Origin of the sequence: Brevibacillus invocatus (assembly GCF_003710915.1) — a bacterium.
Classification (GTDB): Bacteria; Bacillota; Bacilli; order Brevibacillales; family Brevibacillaceae; genus Brevibacillus; species Brevibacillus invocatus.
In genome coordinates this window covers 1-15,371 of record NZ_RHHR01000046.1, presented here as the reverse complement: position 1 = coordinate 15,371, position 15,371 = coordinate 1, and the positions used below count along the sequence as shown (strand labels likewise).

Here is a 15,371-nt window from a genome sequence, read left to right as displayed (position 1 = left end):
CTCTTCACCATTCATGGAAACGGATGCGGATGTGGATTGAGCTGATCATAGGTCAATGGCTGCTTGGCATATCCAAGCTCTACTGGCACTTGCAATACACGATCCAGACCTTCCACGCGGATCATATGCTGGCCAAATGTCATCGGCAGCATCCCTGGAATGAGCACCTTGACGCAATGCAGTCCATTTCGCAGGATTTCAGGTGTCGTCTGATCGACCACGATCACATCCTGGTTCAATCGAGAAAAGGATTGGAGAAGGTCATGGAGATCTTCCGTCAGATCGGCGTGCCTCGCCCGCGGTTTAAATTCTTCTTCAAACGTTCGCAGCGGACGGTCTTCATCCAGTAAAAAATGCAGGCGTTCTTCCGCTTCTGGCAAAGCGTAAAGCATCGAGTGGTCATCCATTTTCTTCACCAGATACGGATCATGGTACATCCGCATGTATTCCTCCCGATTGGCCTCAAACTTGTCATTTAAAGTCAGCAGCATGGCGGCAACCTCATGCAGCGAGCTTTTTACAGCCCGGATCGGATCGGGATGAGCTCCTCCCGCGCAGATCATATTCATGCCCTTTGAACCCTTCCTCTTTGCCAGCGTCCAAATACTCGGGATTCCATTCTCCATCGTCGCATTGAACAGGTAGACATCATAGCCGGCTACCGCCTGCAAGCGTTCGACCATCAAGCTCAGCTCTTGATCACGGGCAGAGAAAGGATCTAGGAGTGGAAGACCCAGCTGTGCGTACCAGGTCAGCAAAAACGCATCTCGCTCCGCCACCTCCAGGATGCCGTAGAAAATCGCCTCCTCCAAGCTTCCGCCCAGCGCACACCCGTTGGAGGTCTCAAAGACAAATCCCTCACCAAAGCCCAAGCTGTAATAGGCGAGCAGCTCTGGAACCAACACCGGTCGCTCTTGCAAGAAGGAGTAGCCCCACACCCAATTCATCTGTCGGGCTGGATCGAATGGCTTGAAAGGAAAGCCGCGCCTCTCATGCTGCTCCTTGGTGTGCAAGCCTACAGTGACTGGATTCAGCGCTTGATCGGCAAGCTGCTCGTAGCTACCCCGAACGACCGTCCGCTTCCCTCGCGGCGCCATGCCGCAGTATCGCTCCAAGCCTTCCAAAATAGCCGTCATTTCGCTGTCTTCATACGAATGAGTCCTGCCCGCTGTCGCTTCGTCCCCTCTGAATAGCGGCAAATTCACACTGACATCGGCGAAGGGGGACACCAGGTCACGCAATTTTCCATTCAAAAAGCCTGTTCGGTAATCCAAATAATCTTGATTCAGCACCTTCTTCAGATCATCCATCGATCGACTCCGGTAGCTGTCGGGACTGATTTTCGGACTGGGCGCAAGCGAGATGCGCGCCCCCCCGGCAAGCACACGAATCATCCTGGAGCATACGCACCAAACGTATATCACTCCCCCCTGTTATGAACAGGCACAAAAGACGAACAACCTGTCTGAAGCAGACCTGCAAAAAGCGAAGGACTTGAACTATAAGCCGGAATCAAGCTGCACAGAAGACTCGCTGAAACCTATCAAACAGCCGATTGCCTATGACCTGGCTGAAAAACTTGGTTTGAAGCCAAGTGGATGGGGATGGTAATCTCCCATTTATAGCTGTATCGTTTCCCGATGGAGGATGTATGAACGCCATTCAAAGCAAAAACCCGCCCTATTCAAGTGGCGGGTTATCGCTTTTTCACCGAGATTACGCTCCAGCAGGGTTTTGAGCATGCATGAACTGACCCAGCATCTGATTGAATTTCTCGTCATGCTCCCAAAACATCAAGTGTCCACCAAGTACTTCGATCGCGGATTTCGGAGCATGGTGCTCAACGAACCTCTTTGCTGTATCCGCCCAGTGCTCCGCAATAACGGTAAGCGTCGGCACAGCTTCACTTGCCAGTCTGGCTTCTTCCCGATAATCGGAGAACATCCCGGACGCAAACAAATTTGCCGCGATGTAATGTGGCGTTTTTAAAGATTGCTCGACGATCCAGCTTAGCTCCCCTTCCTCCAGCGTCCTTTGAACCATCACACCCGTTGCGTATGCCGAAATAAACTCACGCTGCTTTTCCGAATCCCGCAAATAATAGTTATAAGCTGCGGCTATCTCATCCAGTGGTCCTTCCACCCAATCCTGCTCGTGATTGGTCGATAACGGCTTGGCTGACAGATCAATAAAGACCAGTGATTTGATATTTTGGGTCCCATGCTGTCGGATATATTCCCACATCGTCAAGCATCCAAACGACCAGCCAATCAATGTCACATCCTTCAATTCCAATGCTTCCATCACCTTTGCCAAATCAGCGCCGTGTGTCGCATAATCATTTCCATGCATCGTAATGGAGGATCTCCCGTGACTTCTCGGATCGATGACAATCACTCTGTTCGTTTTTTGAAAATACTCGACTTGTTTATGGAAGACTTCGGTGGTAAACGTCCAGCCCGGAATAAACACAATCGGGACGCCATGCCCAATATCCTGAATAAACAGCTCAACACCAGGTTCAACCTTTATGGACTTGCCGCCTTGATTCATCATCGACCGCCTCCTGTTTTTCTGAATAATATAACTTTTTACAACGTTATTCGATGACTTTCGAAAAAAACCTCCCTGGCTGCTCCAAAAGACAGCTTTCACTTGAGAGGATTCTACCCCTGACAGCAAGCGGAAAAGAAGATCATCTCATTGCATAGAGGCCAGATCCAAATCTTGGACCGTACCCTGCGTTCCCTGTTCAGCATTCTCTTGTTGTCCCTGCTTTTTCTATTCGAATCCAATTGGCGCTTTTTTGGGTTGTTAGGGCTTTTTCCCTTGTTTAACCCGTTTACGGGCATCTGTTTCTTTTACCGATTGTTTGGCATCAACACATGCCGGGTCAAGTGAAACCGGAGTAGCGAACAGCCCCCAACGGACATCGTGCGAAATGAAAAGAATGGTCCCAGCAACATTTTTGCCAGCTGTAATTTGATGATTTCTCCCCCGCTTAAAACAGACAGCTCTTTACGTACATCGTGATGAGAGAATCCCATCGCTGCCAATACAGCGCGAATTTCCGATACCTGATAATCGCAGTTTTCCTGCTTGAACGCCATAACGCCCTGATTACGGTCGATCTTGTAACCATTTTGAGCGAAGATGCCCATTTCTGCTTTTGGTGATAAGGAGTTCCCATCTTCACGATTGAGAATCATGTTGAAAAGTGTTGTTTTTCCTGTTCCATTTGCCCCCGTGATCGGAAAAGGATTGTGCAGCTCTAAGGCTTTGCACTGTCGGAATTGGACGGACCGTATAGCCTCAGGGGGCTTCACATCACCAAGCAATTCGATTCTCTGCTCCAAATGTTTAGCGGCATTATGGAGCTTCTTCTGTTTGCTCCCCACCGTTTTTTGATGGGCAAGCCGTCCACCGTTTTCTGAGCTGTATTTTCTTAACGCTCCTTTGGCCTTTTGGTCCATTTTCCGAGCTTGATTCTATTTTTCGACGATGGCCTTCTCCAGTCGTTCCTTTTCAACGATATACTGCTTATATTGAGCAGTCTGGTTTTTGCGTTCTTCTTCTTTTTGGGCCAAGTAATCGGAATAGCCACCCCAATACTCGGTGATTGTTCCGTCCTTCAATTCCCATATTTTATCGACGACTTAATCGAGAAAATAGCGGTCATGACTCACGATCAGCAAAGCGCCCGTAAAATAATTCAGCTGGTTTATCAAAAAGTCGATGCCCTCCTGATCCAGATGACATGTTGGTTCGTCGGCAAAGATACCTTGAACCTCTCCTGATAAAGCCTTTGCTATTTTGAGCCGTGATTCTTCACCCCCGCTCATATGCTCCCCACCTACATCGTTGATCCCCAGCTTGCCTGCAAGAGCGTAATCCACTGCCTCTTGAACGAAACCATCTTCCAGCTGAGGGATGTAAGCAAAATTCCCTTCCCTGCGAATTTGTCCATGTGATACTTGGATTTCACCCAGCAATATTTTTAACAGTGTGCTCTTTCCGGCTCCATTCACGCCGACCAGACCAATCCGATCGTACTCATGAAGCTCCAAGTCTTCAATGTCTACTACTTCACGACCCATATATTCTACAGAAATATCAAAATCGCAGTTCTCGGTTCGCAGGATAGCCTGCGATTTAGAAGGGAGATTTAAATAAAGAAGTACCAATGAATAGGACACATCGAATTCACTCCTTTTGCATTTCCATCTCGATCTCAGTTGTTATGAGGCAATAAAAAATACAGATCCAAATCCACCATCCGGGCTTTGGTCTGCATTCATCACGAAAAAGGACACGGCGATACAAGGAATAGCAAACTTGCTATTCCAATCGCAATCTATGTCTCTCCATACGTAAAAGTAAGCAGCTCAAAAAAAGCCCACAGTCGTGGAAAAAATCCGCTTTTTTATAGCCCGCTTATCGAATACGCATCGAGTGTAGCATAGATGGCGTTCCTCCCTATTTTTGATGTCTTGAATAATAGCATCGAGATGTTTGATTGTCAATGAGGGGTATTGGTTGATTATTTCTGTAAGTAGCCGCTCAATTATTGCTCTTCATTCTTTTTAGACAGCACTTTCCCCATGACATCTTTCAATTCCGAATAATCAAACGGCGACTTAATCATCGCGTGAAGTATGGTGGTTGGTTCAACCTTTGTCCAGTCAATCTCATATCCTGCTTGCAAAGCCAAGCACCGAATAAATTCTCTCTGGGTTCTACCGTTTCCTTCACGAAAAGGGTGTAACACGTTTAACTCTGCGAGAAAGTAAGTGATTCTGTTAACATACTCCTCGAAATGAAGAATATCCTTTAAATATTTTTCGGTCTTAACTTTATAAAGTAGCTCGTCAGTCTGATCATGTAAGAAACGTACTGCTGCAAATCGAAAATTTCCTTTGGAAATATCTTCATCCCGGATTTTACCGGCAAATGGATATACATCTCTAAAAATAAACTTATGAATGCCACACAGGTGTTTTTTATCAAACAAACCTTTTAATGGTCTAAGCTGAAGAAGTCTCAATCTCTCTGTTGTAACCAGTCTCTCAAAAGCTTCGAGCTGACTTTGCTGCTTGAAGCCAGGTTTATTTATGAGGACATCACTATTTGGGTAACAATATTTGGATTGCTCTTGTTCATACATTTCTCGCCATTTCCTTGGCACGTGCTAAGAATTCACTGTATCGTATTTTTCCTTCCGCACGCTCCGTCAGTAAACGATCTTCCTGCTGCGTCAAGAACATCCCTTCGATCTCCAATGATGCTTTGGCATGTAGTAGAGCACGTCTCACCTGTTTCTGGGAGTACCTTCTCAATACATCCACCCTATCCCTGTTATACAAAATTTTGGTTTGTAAACTTACTACATGTATATGCATTTAAGTTTGTCCCCCTCACACATATTCATACCTAAGTATCATTATATCAAAAAAACCGCATCATTGTGCGGTTCTAAAGGAGGCAAGAAAGAGTCATAAGAGGAATTCGCCCCCAGCCACTGGTATCCCCTATCATTCCAAATTTCGACGCGCTTTGTAATTATTTCCGAAGCTGGCGCAATAAAATTTGTTCAAACCACTTCCACGGCAGCAGCGTCTTCCCCCAGATCGCAACAAGCGCACCCTTGCCTTGGGCGTATCGCAATCTCGGATAGCGGGATTGGGCAATTCGGACAACGGTTTTGGCGACATCATGAGGATCACTCGCATGCTTCACGAGATTTTTGCCATAAGCGACAATGGCAGCAAGCGGCTTCTGATAGGGCGATTCAGCTTTCGTCAGCAGCGCTATCGAATCGAAGCCCTTGGACCAAATCGCTGTTCGCGATAAAACGGTAAATGCGCATCATAAACAGCCGAATACTCGATTTCACTGGGTCATCACCCCATTGCGACAAAAATAACCGAGTACCGCATCGATACGTCCATTTTTTCGGATCGCATGGAGCTGGAGAATCCCTTTTTTCAACGCTAAAGCGAAAAATCTCTCATTAAACTGTGGATTGTACATCGAATATTTCTGCAGGTACAAGGCATTGTACAATTCCAATAAGCGGAGAATATCTTCATCGGTCAATTGCTTTCCATCCAATACCTCATACCCATGCTGTTCGAGTAATCCATAACGCTTTCGCATATTGGCCATCTTCTGTTTCCGGCCATGGAAGCTCATCGATCGTCTCCACATCATAGAAACGGATCTTGCTCGCTTTCAAGCTGAAACCTCCTCTCCACCCGCCGTAGTTTCTTCATTTCTTCTGGCCTTTCATATCCATTATCGTTTCGAATGATTTCGTTTTGCAGGAGATGAAAGTGGATGACAGTCGGTTTGCAGCCCATTTTCACACTTAAATCGGTGATGGCTTGTGTTATTTTTTGTTCGACCCACTCCGATCCCGTGCCGCCATCCTTGAATCGCAATGAGATTTCCAGTCGGTCAGGAGCGTGTTGAACCGCCACATATTCGCTCACCTCATCTGAAGCGGTGATGATCGCCCTGCTAATAAAATCTGGAAAAATCGGCAGCAGCCTGTTGTCTGCCAACCTATAAAAGTAAAAGATGTCGTCACATCGACCTTCAATTGCCTCCAACGCTAAAAAGGGAGATCCACATGGACAAGGCGCAGCTCGTTCCGTTAGTACATCATTCAACCGGTAACGGATGATCGGCTGAGCCCTTCTGGAGAAATCCGTAACAATCGGAGTGAATCTCCCTAACATTCTGTCCAAATACTCTTTTTCCACGACCACAATATTCTCGTTGATATGAAGCGTTCCATAGGGACATGTACAAGCAAGCAAGCCTTCCGTACATTGATAGACCTGATGAATTCTTTGTTCAAAATGGGTCTCGATGATTTGTTGATCCAGCTTGTCCAATACTTCCACAACGGATATCACTTTTTGGGGTTTTATCCGCAATTGTCCACTCCGCTTTGCTTCTGCCAGTATTCGAAGCATCGATGGCGGAGCCACCACGATCCCGGGAGATTGCTCATTGAGACGTTTAATATGCTCCTCGACAGGCGTTAAAAGATCATAAAACCAGAATTGAATCCATTTGCTGCTGACACTGCTGTACAAATTGCTGTTCGCCCGAAGAAAAAAAGAAATCCGCTCTTTATGAAGCAATGATTTGGGCAGCATTTTTGCGAGGATCGTTCCAGCCCATGCCCTTCGTTCTTGCGGACTTACCAGAAAAATCCCCCGGTTTCCCGATGTTCCGGATGAAAGACCGATTGTAATGGAGCCGATCATGGGGGCAAAATCGCGACTGCGTTCTGCTTCATAGGCAACGGCAAAGGCTTCCTCTTTCTTGATGCCAACTGTGTTTAATCGGTCAAAATGCTCCATCATGATCTCTTTATCGATCAAAGGAAACTGTCTCCAGTCCGGGATGCTCCCTGTGAAACTGATGGATGCGCTGGAAGCTATCCTTGTACTCGTGTCGACTGTCGAGGATCAATCCGGTAAGCCAGTGAGGCGGCAAGGCTTCTCGGTAAGCTCGGCTCGACCATACGGCATCTGCACATAAAAAATACGGCTGATCCTCCGTAACGAACAGAACTCCCATCTGTCCTGCGGCATGTCCTGGTACGTCCACTCCGATCAATTGTTTTTCATCCACCGGCAGCGAACGTCTCTCAAAATCGCGAGGCAACAGATCAGGCAGAAAGCCTGCCCGAATCGCCGACAAGCCACTGCGCTGTTTTACATTGTCATAGGCCTCCTGCATATACACGAACGAAGCCTGAGGAAAATCACACACACCGCCAATCTGATCAGCATGAAAATGAGATAAAATGACGTACTGAATGTCGCTCACTTTGATCCCTGCCACTTTTAGCTGATGGACTGCCGTCTGCTTCTCAGTGCAGAAAACAGGAGTCGCCCAGCGATAGAGCGAGTAAGGAAAACGGTGTGTCAGTGAAAAAACGTTGGGAGTAGCCGGTATCAAACAATATCGGCCCCAGCCTCGGATGTTCGATGCAAGCAAACAGGGCAGGAATTCGAATGGATCGACGTTCTCCGCCTCGGATCGTCATGCTTTCGGATTGGGTGCAGCTACCCGCCTCAAATAGCGTTACCTTGACTTTGGTGTTAAATAAATGAGTCTTGTTCTTTGATCCATGCGACATAGACGGCCAATCCTTCCTCCACACTTATCAGGGGTACGTAGTTCAGCTCTTCCCTCGCAGCTGTGATATCGAGCGTAAGACTTTTCCCCAGCATCCCAATCATAGATCGAGTCAGCACAGGTTCCTTCTGACTCTGCGTCAAGCGGGCTTTCCACTCCAGCAGCGAAGCGATCGCATAAGCGGTACGAGTCTCCTCTTTTACATAGTGCCGAACGCTAACGTCTGTTTTTTTCAGCACCCAACCATGAGGTACCCCTAGTTTTTTATCCAGTTCTTCTGCTGTGACAACTTGTTCTGACAGTATTTTCCGGTTCCTGCTATTTTTACCTTTCGAATCAGCATCGAGTAACCTCCGCTATTACAAAAAAGTAACCATCTAGCTAGTCTTCATCTCTTATTATCGGGTCTAGATTCAAAATTTTGTGATCATTAAACAACCAACTAGCTCATTGTACTCTAGTGGATACGAGTTGTTTCGGGCTTGAGTTTTGAAACAGATTGGGGTTTTTACCGATGCCTAGACAAGTTTACTTGGTCAAGGTACCAGAAAAACTTCTATTCTTGGACTCTATTTGCCGAGAGTTGTAGTTATTGCCTGTATCGATCATTTCGCTAGAAGGTCAGATTGGTACAAACAACAAAAAAATGTAACCTTTTCCACCCCTCTTCCGACTATTGTTTGAGAAAAGAAACATGAGAGGAAGATATTCCATTGAAACACATGAGAAAATCCCGAAAACGCATTCAAACAACAGCGTTAATCCTTGTAACCAGCTTGATCTCACCCTTTCAGGTAATGGCCATTTCCTCAAATTCTCTTTCCCAATCGGAGCTTGTTCTATCCACTACGGGGCAAGCGTTGAATGGAGTAGTGAAAGAGACACTTGGTCATATGAAGAAACTGTATCCCCAATTGCAGGACTACCCCTTTGTCTCAGTCAACGATCAAGCAAAAGACAATATGGGCAATCCCGTGGTAGAAATCTTCCTCAGACAGGATACGGACAGAAAGGATGCGCCCCATGCCACCATAATCGTCCATGCCGCTACAGGCTCGGTTCAGGGGTTTCAGATCATGTCAGGAAAATCAATGTTCAGCCCCCCAGCCTATAAGTTTGCAAGAGAAAAAACAGATGCTTTTTTGCCAAAGCTGCTTGGAGCTGACATTCTCCAGCACTACAAACCAAGCAGTCAAGAACAGCTCATTCTTTCGATTGAAGAGGCAGGAAGCACCATGGAACTGCGAACTGTGTTATACGAACGGGTCATGGATGGTGTCATCGTTGAAGGAGATGCCATTTCTGTTGCTGTCGATGCTGATGGAGATGTTGTCCATCTTCAACGTACGGCTACATCGGTTGCAGATAAACTGCCGGATCAAAACAACCTGTTGACTGTTCAACAGGCAAGTGAGAAGTTTCCGCAATTTTTGGACCTGGTTTATCTGGAACGTATGACCTATAAGGATTCGCAATCCCAGACAGAAAAACATCGACCGGCATTAATTTATGCTCCCGCCATTTACGCCAGCACGCTGGATGCCAAAACGGGGAACTACTTCCCTACTGGGGTGGCAGGACGGATGTACAACATCTCGAAAGGACCGGTTATCAAAGTAAATCCGGGAGGCAAGGTGCTCTTTGCCAAAAATGAGCAGGTAGCAGCAACCATTCTGACACGTGAATTCGGTATCTCGCTCGAGGGAATGGTATATGCTCCACTCGCAGCAACCCCTATTCCCGGTCGAAAAGGCTATGTATGGGAGAGTGCGACTGCACGAATTGAGCTGGAAACCCGTAACGATCAGGTCATTTCCTTTAACACCTCTCTTCGCTCAACCGGAAGCGATCCTAAACCAAAGATCTCGGAAGAACAGGCTGCCAAAATGGCATTGCCATTCCTGCAAACCTATTTGCAAAAAGATGTAGCAGAGCTTCTGGCCAATTCACAAGACATACAAACGTACGAGCAGAGATATCCGATCGTGACATTCGGTTTTTACAAGGTCCACAGCGGTATCCCGGTAGCCGACCGAGGTTACTCGGTATCGATCAATTTGGAAACCGGAAAAGTCGCTGGAATGTATGGAGATTTTGATCAGAAACCGGTACAGCTTCCATCAGCCAATAACCGGATTTCTCCAGAGCAGGCAGCCACAAATTTCCTGAAGGCGCATCCGCTTGAATTGCGGTTGATCAATCAGACCTACGTGTATCGTCCGAAAATCATGCAAGGTGATGAGTATATTGATGCGATTACGGGACAGGTAATATCTCCGTAAGAGGACCATATTTACGAGCGACCATTCTCTCATCGCTAAGGAATGGTCGCTTCTTACAAAGGAGCGTCTTATCTTGAATGAAGATCTTGAAATCAGGATCAGGGAGATCTTTCACTGTCATTACGAGGATGTCTATCAGTTCCTCGTCTATTTTACAGGGAATCGGAATGAGGCAGAGGACCTTACACAAGAGGTTTTTATCAGACTGCTTCATGCCCTCCCCTCCTTTCAAGGACAGTCATCCCTGAAAACCTGGATTCTTGCCATTGCTCGGAATGTTGCTGTTGATCACTATCGCAAGCAAAAGCTCTTCTTTCTTTATCCCGATAAATGGCTCAAGAGCGTCCCTTCCACGAGTGAAAAACCAGATGAGGAACTGGAGAAAAAAGAGCTTCAGGGTGAATTGTACAATGCGCTAACAAGGTTGAAGCCAAAATATCGTGCAGTCATTATTTTAAGGGGACTCAAGGAATACAGCATAAAAGAAACGGCACACATACTCAGATGCAGTGAGGCAAAAGTAAAGGTGGATTACCATCGTGCTCTGAAGTTGCTGGGCAACCACATATCCTCCGATTTAAATATAAAGGTAGGGATTACGCATGAACTGGGATGGTAGTTGTGAAAAGGATAAGTCCATCCTCAAACCAAGAAAAGAATTCACAGAGAAGCTGGAAGCACTCTTGCTTGAGGAAGCGCGAAAAATCAAGCGAAAGCAACAAGTAAAAAACCGCATTTCCCGAAATATGCAGTTCGCCACGGCTTTAGCCCTCGTCATAGGTATCACCACGTCTACCGGAAAACTCGTGCAACTGAAGGTGGCAAGCAATCCCTCTGAGCACTTGACCGCTCCCGCTTCCCGTGAAGCAACTCCATACAATCGTGAAGCAGTAGAACAGCCTAACCAATTAACACGGGAGCGTAAGATCAATGAAACCGTTGCCACCATTCAAACCGACCAAAACCTGCACAAAAATTCCGGGAGGGTAAGTAAGCCCGCTCAGTCTCAGCTTGAGGTCGAGGTTAAGCAGAATGTACAGCAACAACCGCTACATTCAAATGATCAGAATCGGAGTGTTCAGGATGGAGTCACCCAAAAAATGAAAGAGGACGTGAAAAAACTTTACAATGTCGATTTATCTCATTTCAGGTTAAATCCCCGATCGAGCGAAAAGTCAGAAGGGCATTTTGTTTTTGAGCGAACCGTGAATGGTATTCCCGTATGGGGCGAAAGCTTGACCTTATCGCTATTGGAGAATGGTTCCATAGGCGGGGTGAAATGGGAAACCATTGACGATAATGCGTATCAGGAATCGTATTTTCCTGAACCAACCGGAACTTTATCTCTGGAGGAACTAAAGCACAAATTGAAAGAATACGTCAGACTGGTTTATTTCGAGGCATATGCAACAACCAAACGCTCACCGTTTTCACAGAGTGTACTGGAAAAAACGCCAGTCTTGACCTATCAGTTTCATTTCAACGGATCCATCGACGCATTTTCAGGCAAGCCTAATGAACAAACACAGATGCTAGCGGCTGATTCCGTCTCGCCATTTTTCATCCAATCAGGCGGGGGCCTATCCATCCGTACAGAAAAAGAAGCTCGGGTCGTAATGAATACCTTCTTCGAAACGAGAGAAGATGGGGATTTACAAATCATATCTGAATCGAATCTGAATCAATATCGGTGGGTTGAGAAAAACGGTCGTATCGTTACCGTGCAGACGGATCGTGAAACAGGGAGAGTCATTGGATTAGAGGTGAATGGAAGTTACAGCAATAGCGACAATCACGTACTGGCAAGTCATTCCCTTTCAAAAAAGGCTGTATCCGTGCTGGAACCATTAGTTGCTCCTGAAATAAAAGAAGTGCAATTGGAAAGAACGATACAAAAAGAGCATCAGACAGAATTTTGCTTTGTCCCCCTTCATCATGGAATTCCGGTAATCGACCGTACGTTTTTTATTACCCTCAATAATCAAACCGGAGATCTTCTTGCTATTCGAGGTGATTTTGCTCGAGCACTTGTTGCCCTGCCTTCTCAACAGCAAATCCTCTCGATCGATGATGCGCTTACCATCATTATGAACCATACGCAATTTGAATTGATGTACAGTTGGACCCATGATTCAGGCAACAAGGAAAAGAACCCATTGCTCGTATACCGGCAGAGAGCGGGTTCATCTTCAAGAGTAACCATGGATGCGAAAACAGGTGAAATTCTGCATGATTAGTTAGCCTGATACCAACCGTAACATAAATAAATAGTTGCCGCCTCTCAGAGCAGATAGCAATTGAAGGGGCGGCAGCTAATGACCATGCATCTTTATGAAATTATACGGCTCATGTATTTCCCCTCTGCCGCTTGTGGAGGTGGATGAAGCATTTAATCCAGTTCCTCTTTTTCTGTAGCCAAACGGACGTGCTTTATCAAATTCTATTCGCTCAGAAATTGTAAGATCTTCTCGTTAACCAAATCGGCTTGCTCCATGGATAGAATGTGTCCAGCGTTCTTGACAATCTCTGCTTTCACATGAGGAAGAAGTCGAACCGCTCTCCCCATAGCTTCAAGGGGATTGTACATGACTTCATGTTCACCAAACAGGAGAAGCATGTCTGTTGTGATGCTCTTTAATTCTTCATCTGCCCATACGTAAGGCCAGACCCGTTTCCGATCTTTTCCGGCAGACAATGAATCCTCCCTGAGAACGCCTGCTTGGAACTGATCAACAAAGTATGGGGGAAGCTGGTATCTGTCAGCAAACACCCATTTGTTGAAATTCTCCACTCCATTCGGATCACTGACCAAGCCGAAAGCATGCGCATAGAACTCTGCTCGAAAAGATACGAACGACTCGGCTGGGCTCATCACAACACACTTCAATATTCTCGCCGGATCATGCATGGCGAAGTTCACAATCAATTGTCCCCCATAGGAGAGCCCCGCCATATAGGCAACTCCAAGTCCTAAACCATCCATGACTTCTGAAAGCCAATAGGCGTACTCCTCCCTGCTTTCCAACGGCTTTTGCAGCATGCTCTTATTTTTATCGTCAATAATATCAATGGCATAGGTTCTATACTTTTGGCTGAAGGATTCTATGTTGGGATACCACATAGTTGAACTGTACATGGCACCATGCAAGAGCAAAAGTGGTTCTGCCTCTTCAGGACCGCAGGTGATTACATGGGTTTGGCCAAAACTGGTCGAGACATAAGATGATTCTACCTTGACCGGCCAATGGGAGAGACAGTTTTCATACATCTTCCCGTATGATTGATGTGATTCCACTCCAGGTGAATATGTAAGAGAGCTACTATTGCTCCTGATGCAAGGATCGTTATTCAAATGAATCCCTCATTTCGCGTCTATTATTCCATCAGCTTCACCACGGTTTTCAACAGCTCATCAATGACACCACCGTCTCCGCCTAGGGTATTTTTGTTCATCGTTTACTGATTTTGTAATGGTTATTTGTTTCATGATCGATTTCTACGGTTCCGACAAATTCGAATCCGCATTTTTGAATGACTCTGTTCGAAGAAATGTTACGAACCAAGGCGGTGGCATTGAGCACCTTCACATCGGTGTTCTCAAAAAGATAAGCAATCATTCCTTCAACCGCTTGGGTCGTGTATCCCTTGTTCGTGTGACGATTGGAGATCGCATAGACGATCTCTCTATTCGGAGGGGGCAGCTCCTCTTTTGTCCCCGAACAGCACCATCCGATATACTCGCCCGTTTCTTTTAAAATGATCGCTAAACGTAAGTAGGTATCTCCCACTTGACCGCCATCCGCTACTGCTTGTAAAAACCGTTTGTTGTCAACAATTTCATAATTCTGCATCCAGTACAAACGCTTTTCCCTCGAAGCATTCCAATCCGGCAAAAACTCCTTAATTTCGGCTTGCTGGGTAAGCTCGTATAGAGAATCCACATCCTCAATCAAATACTCACGCAAAAGGATGTCCTTGCACTCAATCGTGAAAATGTCATTTTTAGTTTCTGATTGTTTACCGTTACTCAAAGCCATTCTCCTTCCTCTTTTTAATAAACCGTGAATGTTTGCCCTGTTTGTGCACCTTCTACGCTCTTGCGATAAGCTTGTGCTACCCTGCTGGCAGGTACTGGCTCGTAGCCTGGAAAATAATCGCCATACGTTTGCATCGCTTCCTCCAAGACAGTCGGGCTTACATTGTTTATTCGAATCCCACGAGGCATTTCAATGGCTGCCGCTTTGACGAATGCTCGGATCGCTCCACCTGCCATTGCAGATGACGCGCCGCCCACGATGGGATCATCCATGATAATGCCTGTCGTCAATGTAAAGCTTCCTTGATCATGTACATGATTGAGACCTAGCAGTACAAGGTTGATTTGACCTTTCAACTTACCTTGAATGGAAATATCATTGTTTTCTGGCGTCAGTTTCAGAAGAGAGCCAAAGTACGTGCTCCCTGTCGCACTAATGACGGCATCAACCTTCCCAACCGTTTGATACATCGCTTCAATACTGTCGGTGGAGGTAATGTCGACTTTTACATCCGCCCCGTTCCGTCCTGCCGAAATAACCTCATGCCGCGCTTCCAATTCCTTGCGAACTGCACTTCCGATCGTACCAGATGCACCAATTAACAGTATCCGCATTTTGAACCCTCCCAATGATTTAGAAACTTTGCTCATGCAACGATTAAGCGTTTTGTTTATTCTTAATGACTCAACTTTCGCAGCTCAAATTAGGTAGGTAACCCTTGATATAGCTGGGTAAACCCATGATCCATTGTTGGAGTTGCGTTTTAATCAGTTTTGTGATCTTCTTGTTTGCCTTTTGAGCAATGTCCTCGATGAGATCAATGAGTTGCTTTAAAGCAACTGCCCAATCAAGTTGGCTTACTTCATCGCATAGAAGATGGAATAACCCGCCCAGT

At 46.1% G+C, this 15,371-nt stretch carries 16 protein-coding genes and 3 pseudogenes; 5 read left to right on the top strand and 14 right to left on the bottom strand.

Annotation, left to right across the window (positions count from 1 at the left end; genetic code table 11):
• Positions 1–11: 11 nt before the first annotated feature.
• A pseudogene (locus EDM52_RS21290) lies at positions 12–1,379 on the bottom strand (YcaO-like family protein); the annotation flags it as partial.
• Here EDM52_RS21290 and EDM52_RS21285 point away from each other — a divergent pair.
• Complete coding sequence (locus tag EDM52_RS21285) at positions 1,363–1,611, top strand: hypothetical protein (protein ID WP_245997240.1); 249 nt, start codon at positions 1,363–1,365, stop codon at positions 1,609–1,611. The pseudogene EDM52_RS21290 and the gene EDM52_RS21285 overlap by 17 nt on opposite strands.
• A 105-nt stretch (positions 1,612–1,716) precedes the next feature.
• Here EDM52_RS21285 and EDM52_RS21280 read toward each other — a convergent pair whose 3' ends face one another.
• Complete coding sequence (locus EDM52_RS21280) at positions 1,717–2,556, bottom strand: alpha/beta fold hydrolase (protein WP_338068335.1); 840 nt, start codon at positions 2,554–2,556, stop codon at positions 1,717–1,719.
• Between the two features lie 147 nt (positions 2,557–2,703).
• On the opposite strand from EDM52_RS21280, the gene EDM52_RS25765 reads away from it, so the two are divergent.
• Entirely contained in the window at positions 2,704–2,901 is a 198-nt protein-coding gene (locus EDM52_RS25765) for a YgaP family membrane protein (RefSeq protein ID WP_221175566.1), read from the top strand.
• A 47-nt stretch (positions 2,902–2,948) separates the two neighbouring features.
• On the opposite strand, the pseudogene EDM52_RS21270 reads toward EDM52_RS25765, so the two are convergent.
• The 8 genes and pseudogenes from EDM52_RS21270 to EDM52_RS24840 form a co-directional block, all read right to left on the bottom strand.
• Positions 2,949–4,097 (bottom strand): annotated as a pseudogene (locus EDM52_RS21270) (ATP-binding cassette domain-containing protein); the annotation flags it as partial.
• 467 nt (positions 4,098–4,564) lie between these two features.
• A complete protein-coding gene (locus EDM52_RS21265) occupies positions 4,565–5,164 on the bottom strand; it encodes a Fic/DOC family protein (protein ID WP_122910941.1) in 600 nt (199 codons plus the stop codon).
• Complete coding sequence (locus EDM52_RS25280) at positions 5,157–5,312, bottom strand: hypothetical protein (RefSeq protein WP_245997239.1); 156 nt, start codon at positions 5,310–5,312, stop codon at positions 5,157–5,159. Before EDM52_RS25280 ends, EDM52_RS21265 begins: the two co-directional genes overlap by 8 nt.
• A 247-nt stretch (positions 5,313–5,559) precedes the next feature.
• Positions 5,560–5,736, bottom strand: coding sequence for a Rossmann-fold NAD(P)-binding domain-containing protein (locus tag EDM52_RS24845; protein WP_183185260.1), 177 nt, complete (start codon positions 5,734–5,736; stop codon positions 5,560–5,562).
• A gap of 153 nt (positions 5,737–5,889) precedes the next feature.
• Positions 5,890–6,192 (bottom strand): hypothetical protein, encoded by a 303-nt coding sequence (locus EDM52_RS21250; protein WP_183185258.1) that lies wholly within the window; start codon positions 6,190–6,192, stop codon positions 5,890–5,892.
• A 14-nt stretch (positions 6,193–6,206) separates the two neighbouring features.
• Entirely contained in the window at positions 6,207–7,394 is a 1,188-nt protein-coding gene (locus EDM52_RS21245; protein WP_245997237.1) for a F390 synthetase-related protein, read from the bottom strand.
• Positions 7,384–8,016, bottom strand: a complete 633-nt coding sequence (locus EDM52_RS21240; RefSeq protein WP_221175565.1) for an MBL fold metallo-hydrolase — start codon at positions 8,014–8,016, stop codon at positions 7,384–7,386. Before EDM52_RS21240 ends, EDM52_RS21245 begins: the two co-directional genes overlap by 11 nt.
• Positions 8,017–8,120: 104 nt before the next feature.
• Positions 8,121–8,396, bottom strand: coding sequence for a Rossmann-fold NAD(P)-binding domain-containing protein (locus EDM52_RS24840; protein ID WP_183185256.1), 276 nt, complete (start codon positions 8,394–8,396; stop codon positions 8,121–8,123).
• Positions 8,397–8,954: 558 nt separating this feature from the next.
• Between EDM52_RS24840 and EDM52_RS21230 the strand changes: the two genes are divergently transcribed.
• From EDM52_RS21230 to EDM52_RS21220, 3 genes are all read left to right on the top strand, one after another.
• Positions 8,955–10,439: a PepSY domain-containing protein gene (locus tag EDM52_RS21230; protein WP_183185254.1), complete on the top strand. Its 1,485-nt coding sequence runs from the start codon at positions 8,955–8,957 to the stop codon at positions 10,437–10,439.
• Between the two features lie 73 nt (positions 10,440–10,512).
• Positions 10,513–11,058: an RNA polymerase sigma factor gene (locus EDM52_RS21225; protein ID WP_122910938.1), complete on the top strand. Its 546-nt coding sequence runs from the start codon at positions 10,513–10,515 to the stop codon at positions 11,056–11,058.
• On the top strand, positions 11,042–12,676 hold the full coding sequence (locus tag EDM52_RS21220; RefSeq protein WP_122910937.1) for a YcdB/YcdC domain-containing protein: 1,635 nt from the start codon (positions 11,042–11,044) through the stop codon (positions 12,674–12,676). Before EDM52_RS21225 ends, EDM52_RS21220 begins: the two co-directional genes overlap by 17 nt.
• 203 nt (positions 12,677–12,879) lie before the next feature.
• Here EDM52_RS21220 and EDM52_RS21215 read toward each other — a convergent pair whose 3' ends face one another.
• The 4 genes and pseudogenes from EDM52_RS21215 to EDM52_RS24985 form a co-directional block, all read right to left on the bottom strand.
• Positions 12,880–13,734: an alpha/beta fold hydrolase gene (locus EDM52_RS21215; protein WP_245997235.1), complete on the bottom strand. Its 855-nt coding sequence runs from the start codon at positions 13,732–13,734 to the stop codon at positions 12,880–12,882.
• A 154-nt stretch (positions 13,735–13,888) separates the two neighbouring features.
• Positions 13,889–14,470 (bottom strand): GNAT family N-acetyltransferase, encoded by a 582-nt coding sequence (locus tag EDM52_RS21210; protein WP_245997233.1) that lies wholly within the window; start codon positions 14,468–14,470, stop codon positions 13,889–13,891.
• Between the two features lie 20 nt (positions 14,471–14,490).
• Positions 14,491–15,090 (bottom strand): short chain dehydrogenase, encoded by a 600-nt coding sequence (locus tag EDM52_RS21205; protein WP_122910934.1) that lies wholly within the window; start codon positions 15,088–15,090, stop codon positions 14,491–14,493.
• A gap of 70 nt (positions 15,091–15,160) precedes the next feature.
• Positions 15,161–15,371: pseudogene (locus EDM52_RS24985) on the bottom strand (IS4 family transposase); the annotation flags it as partial.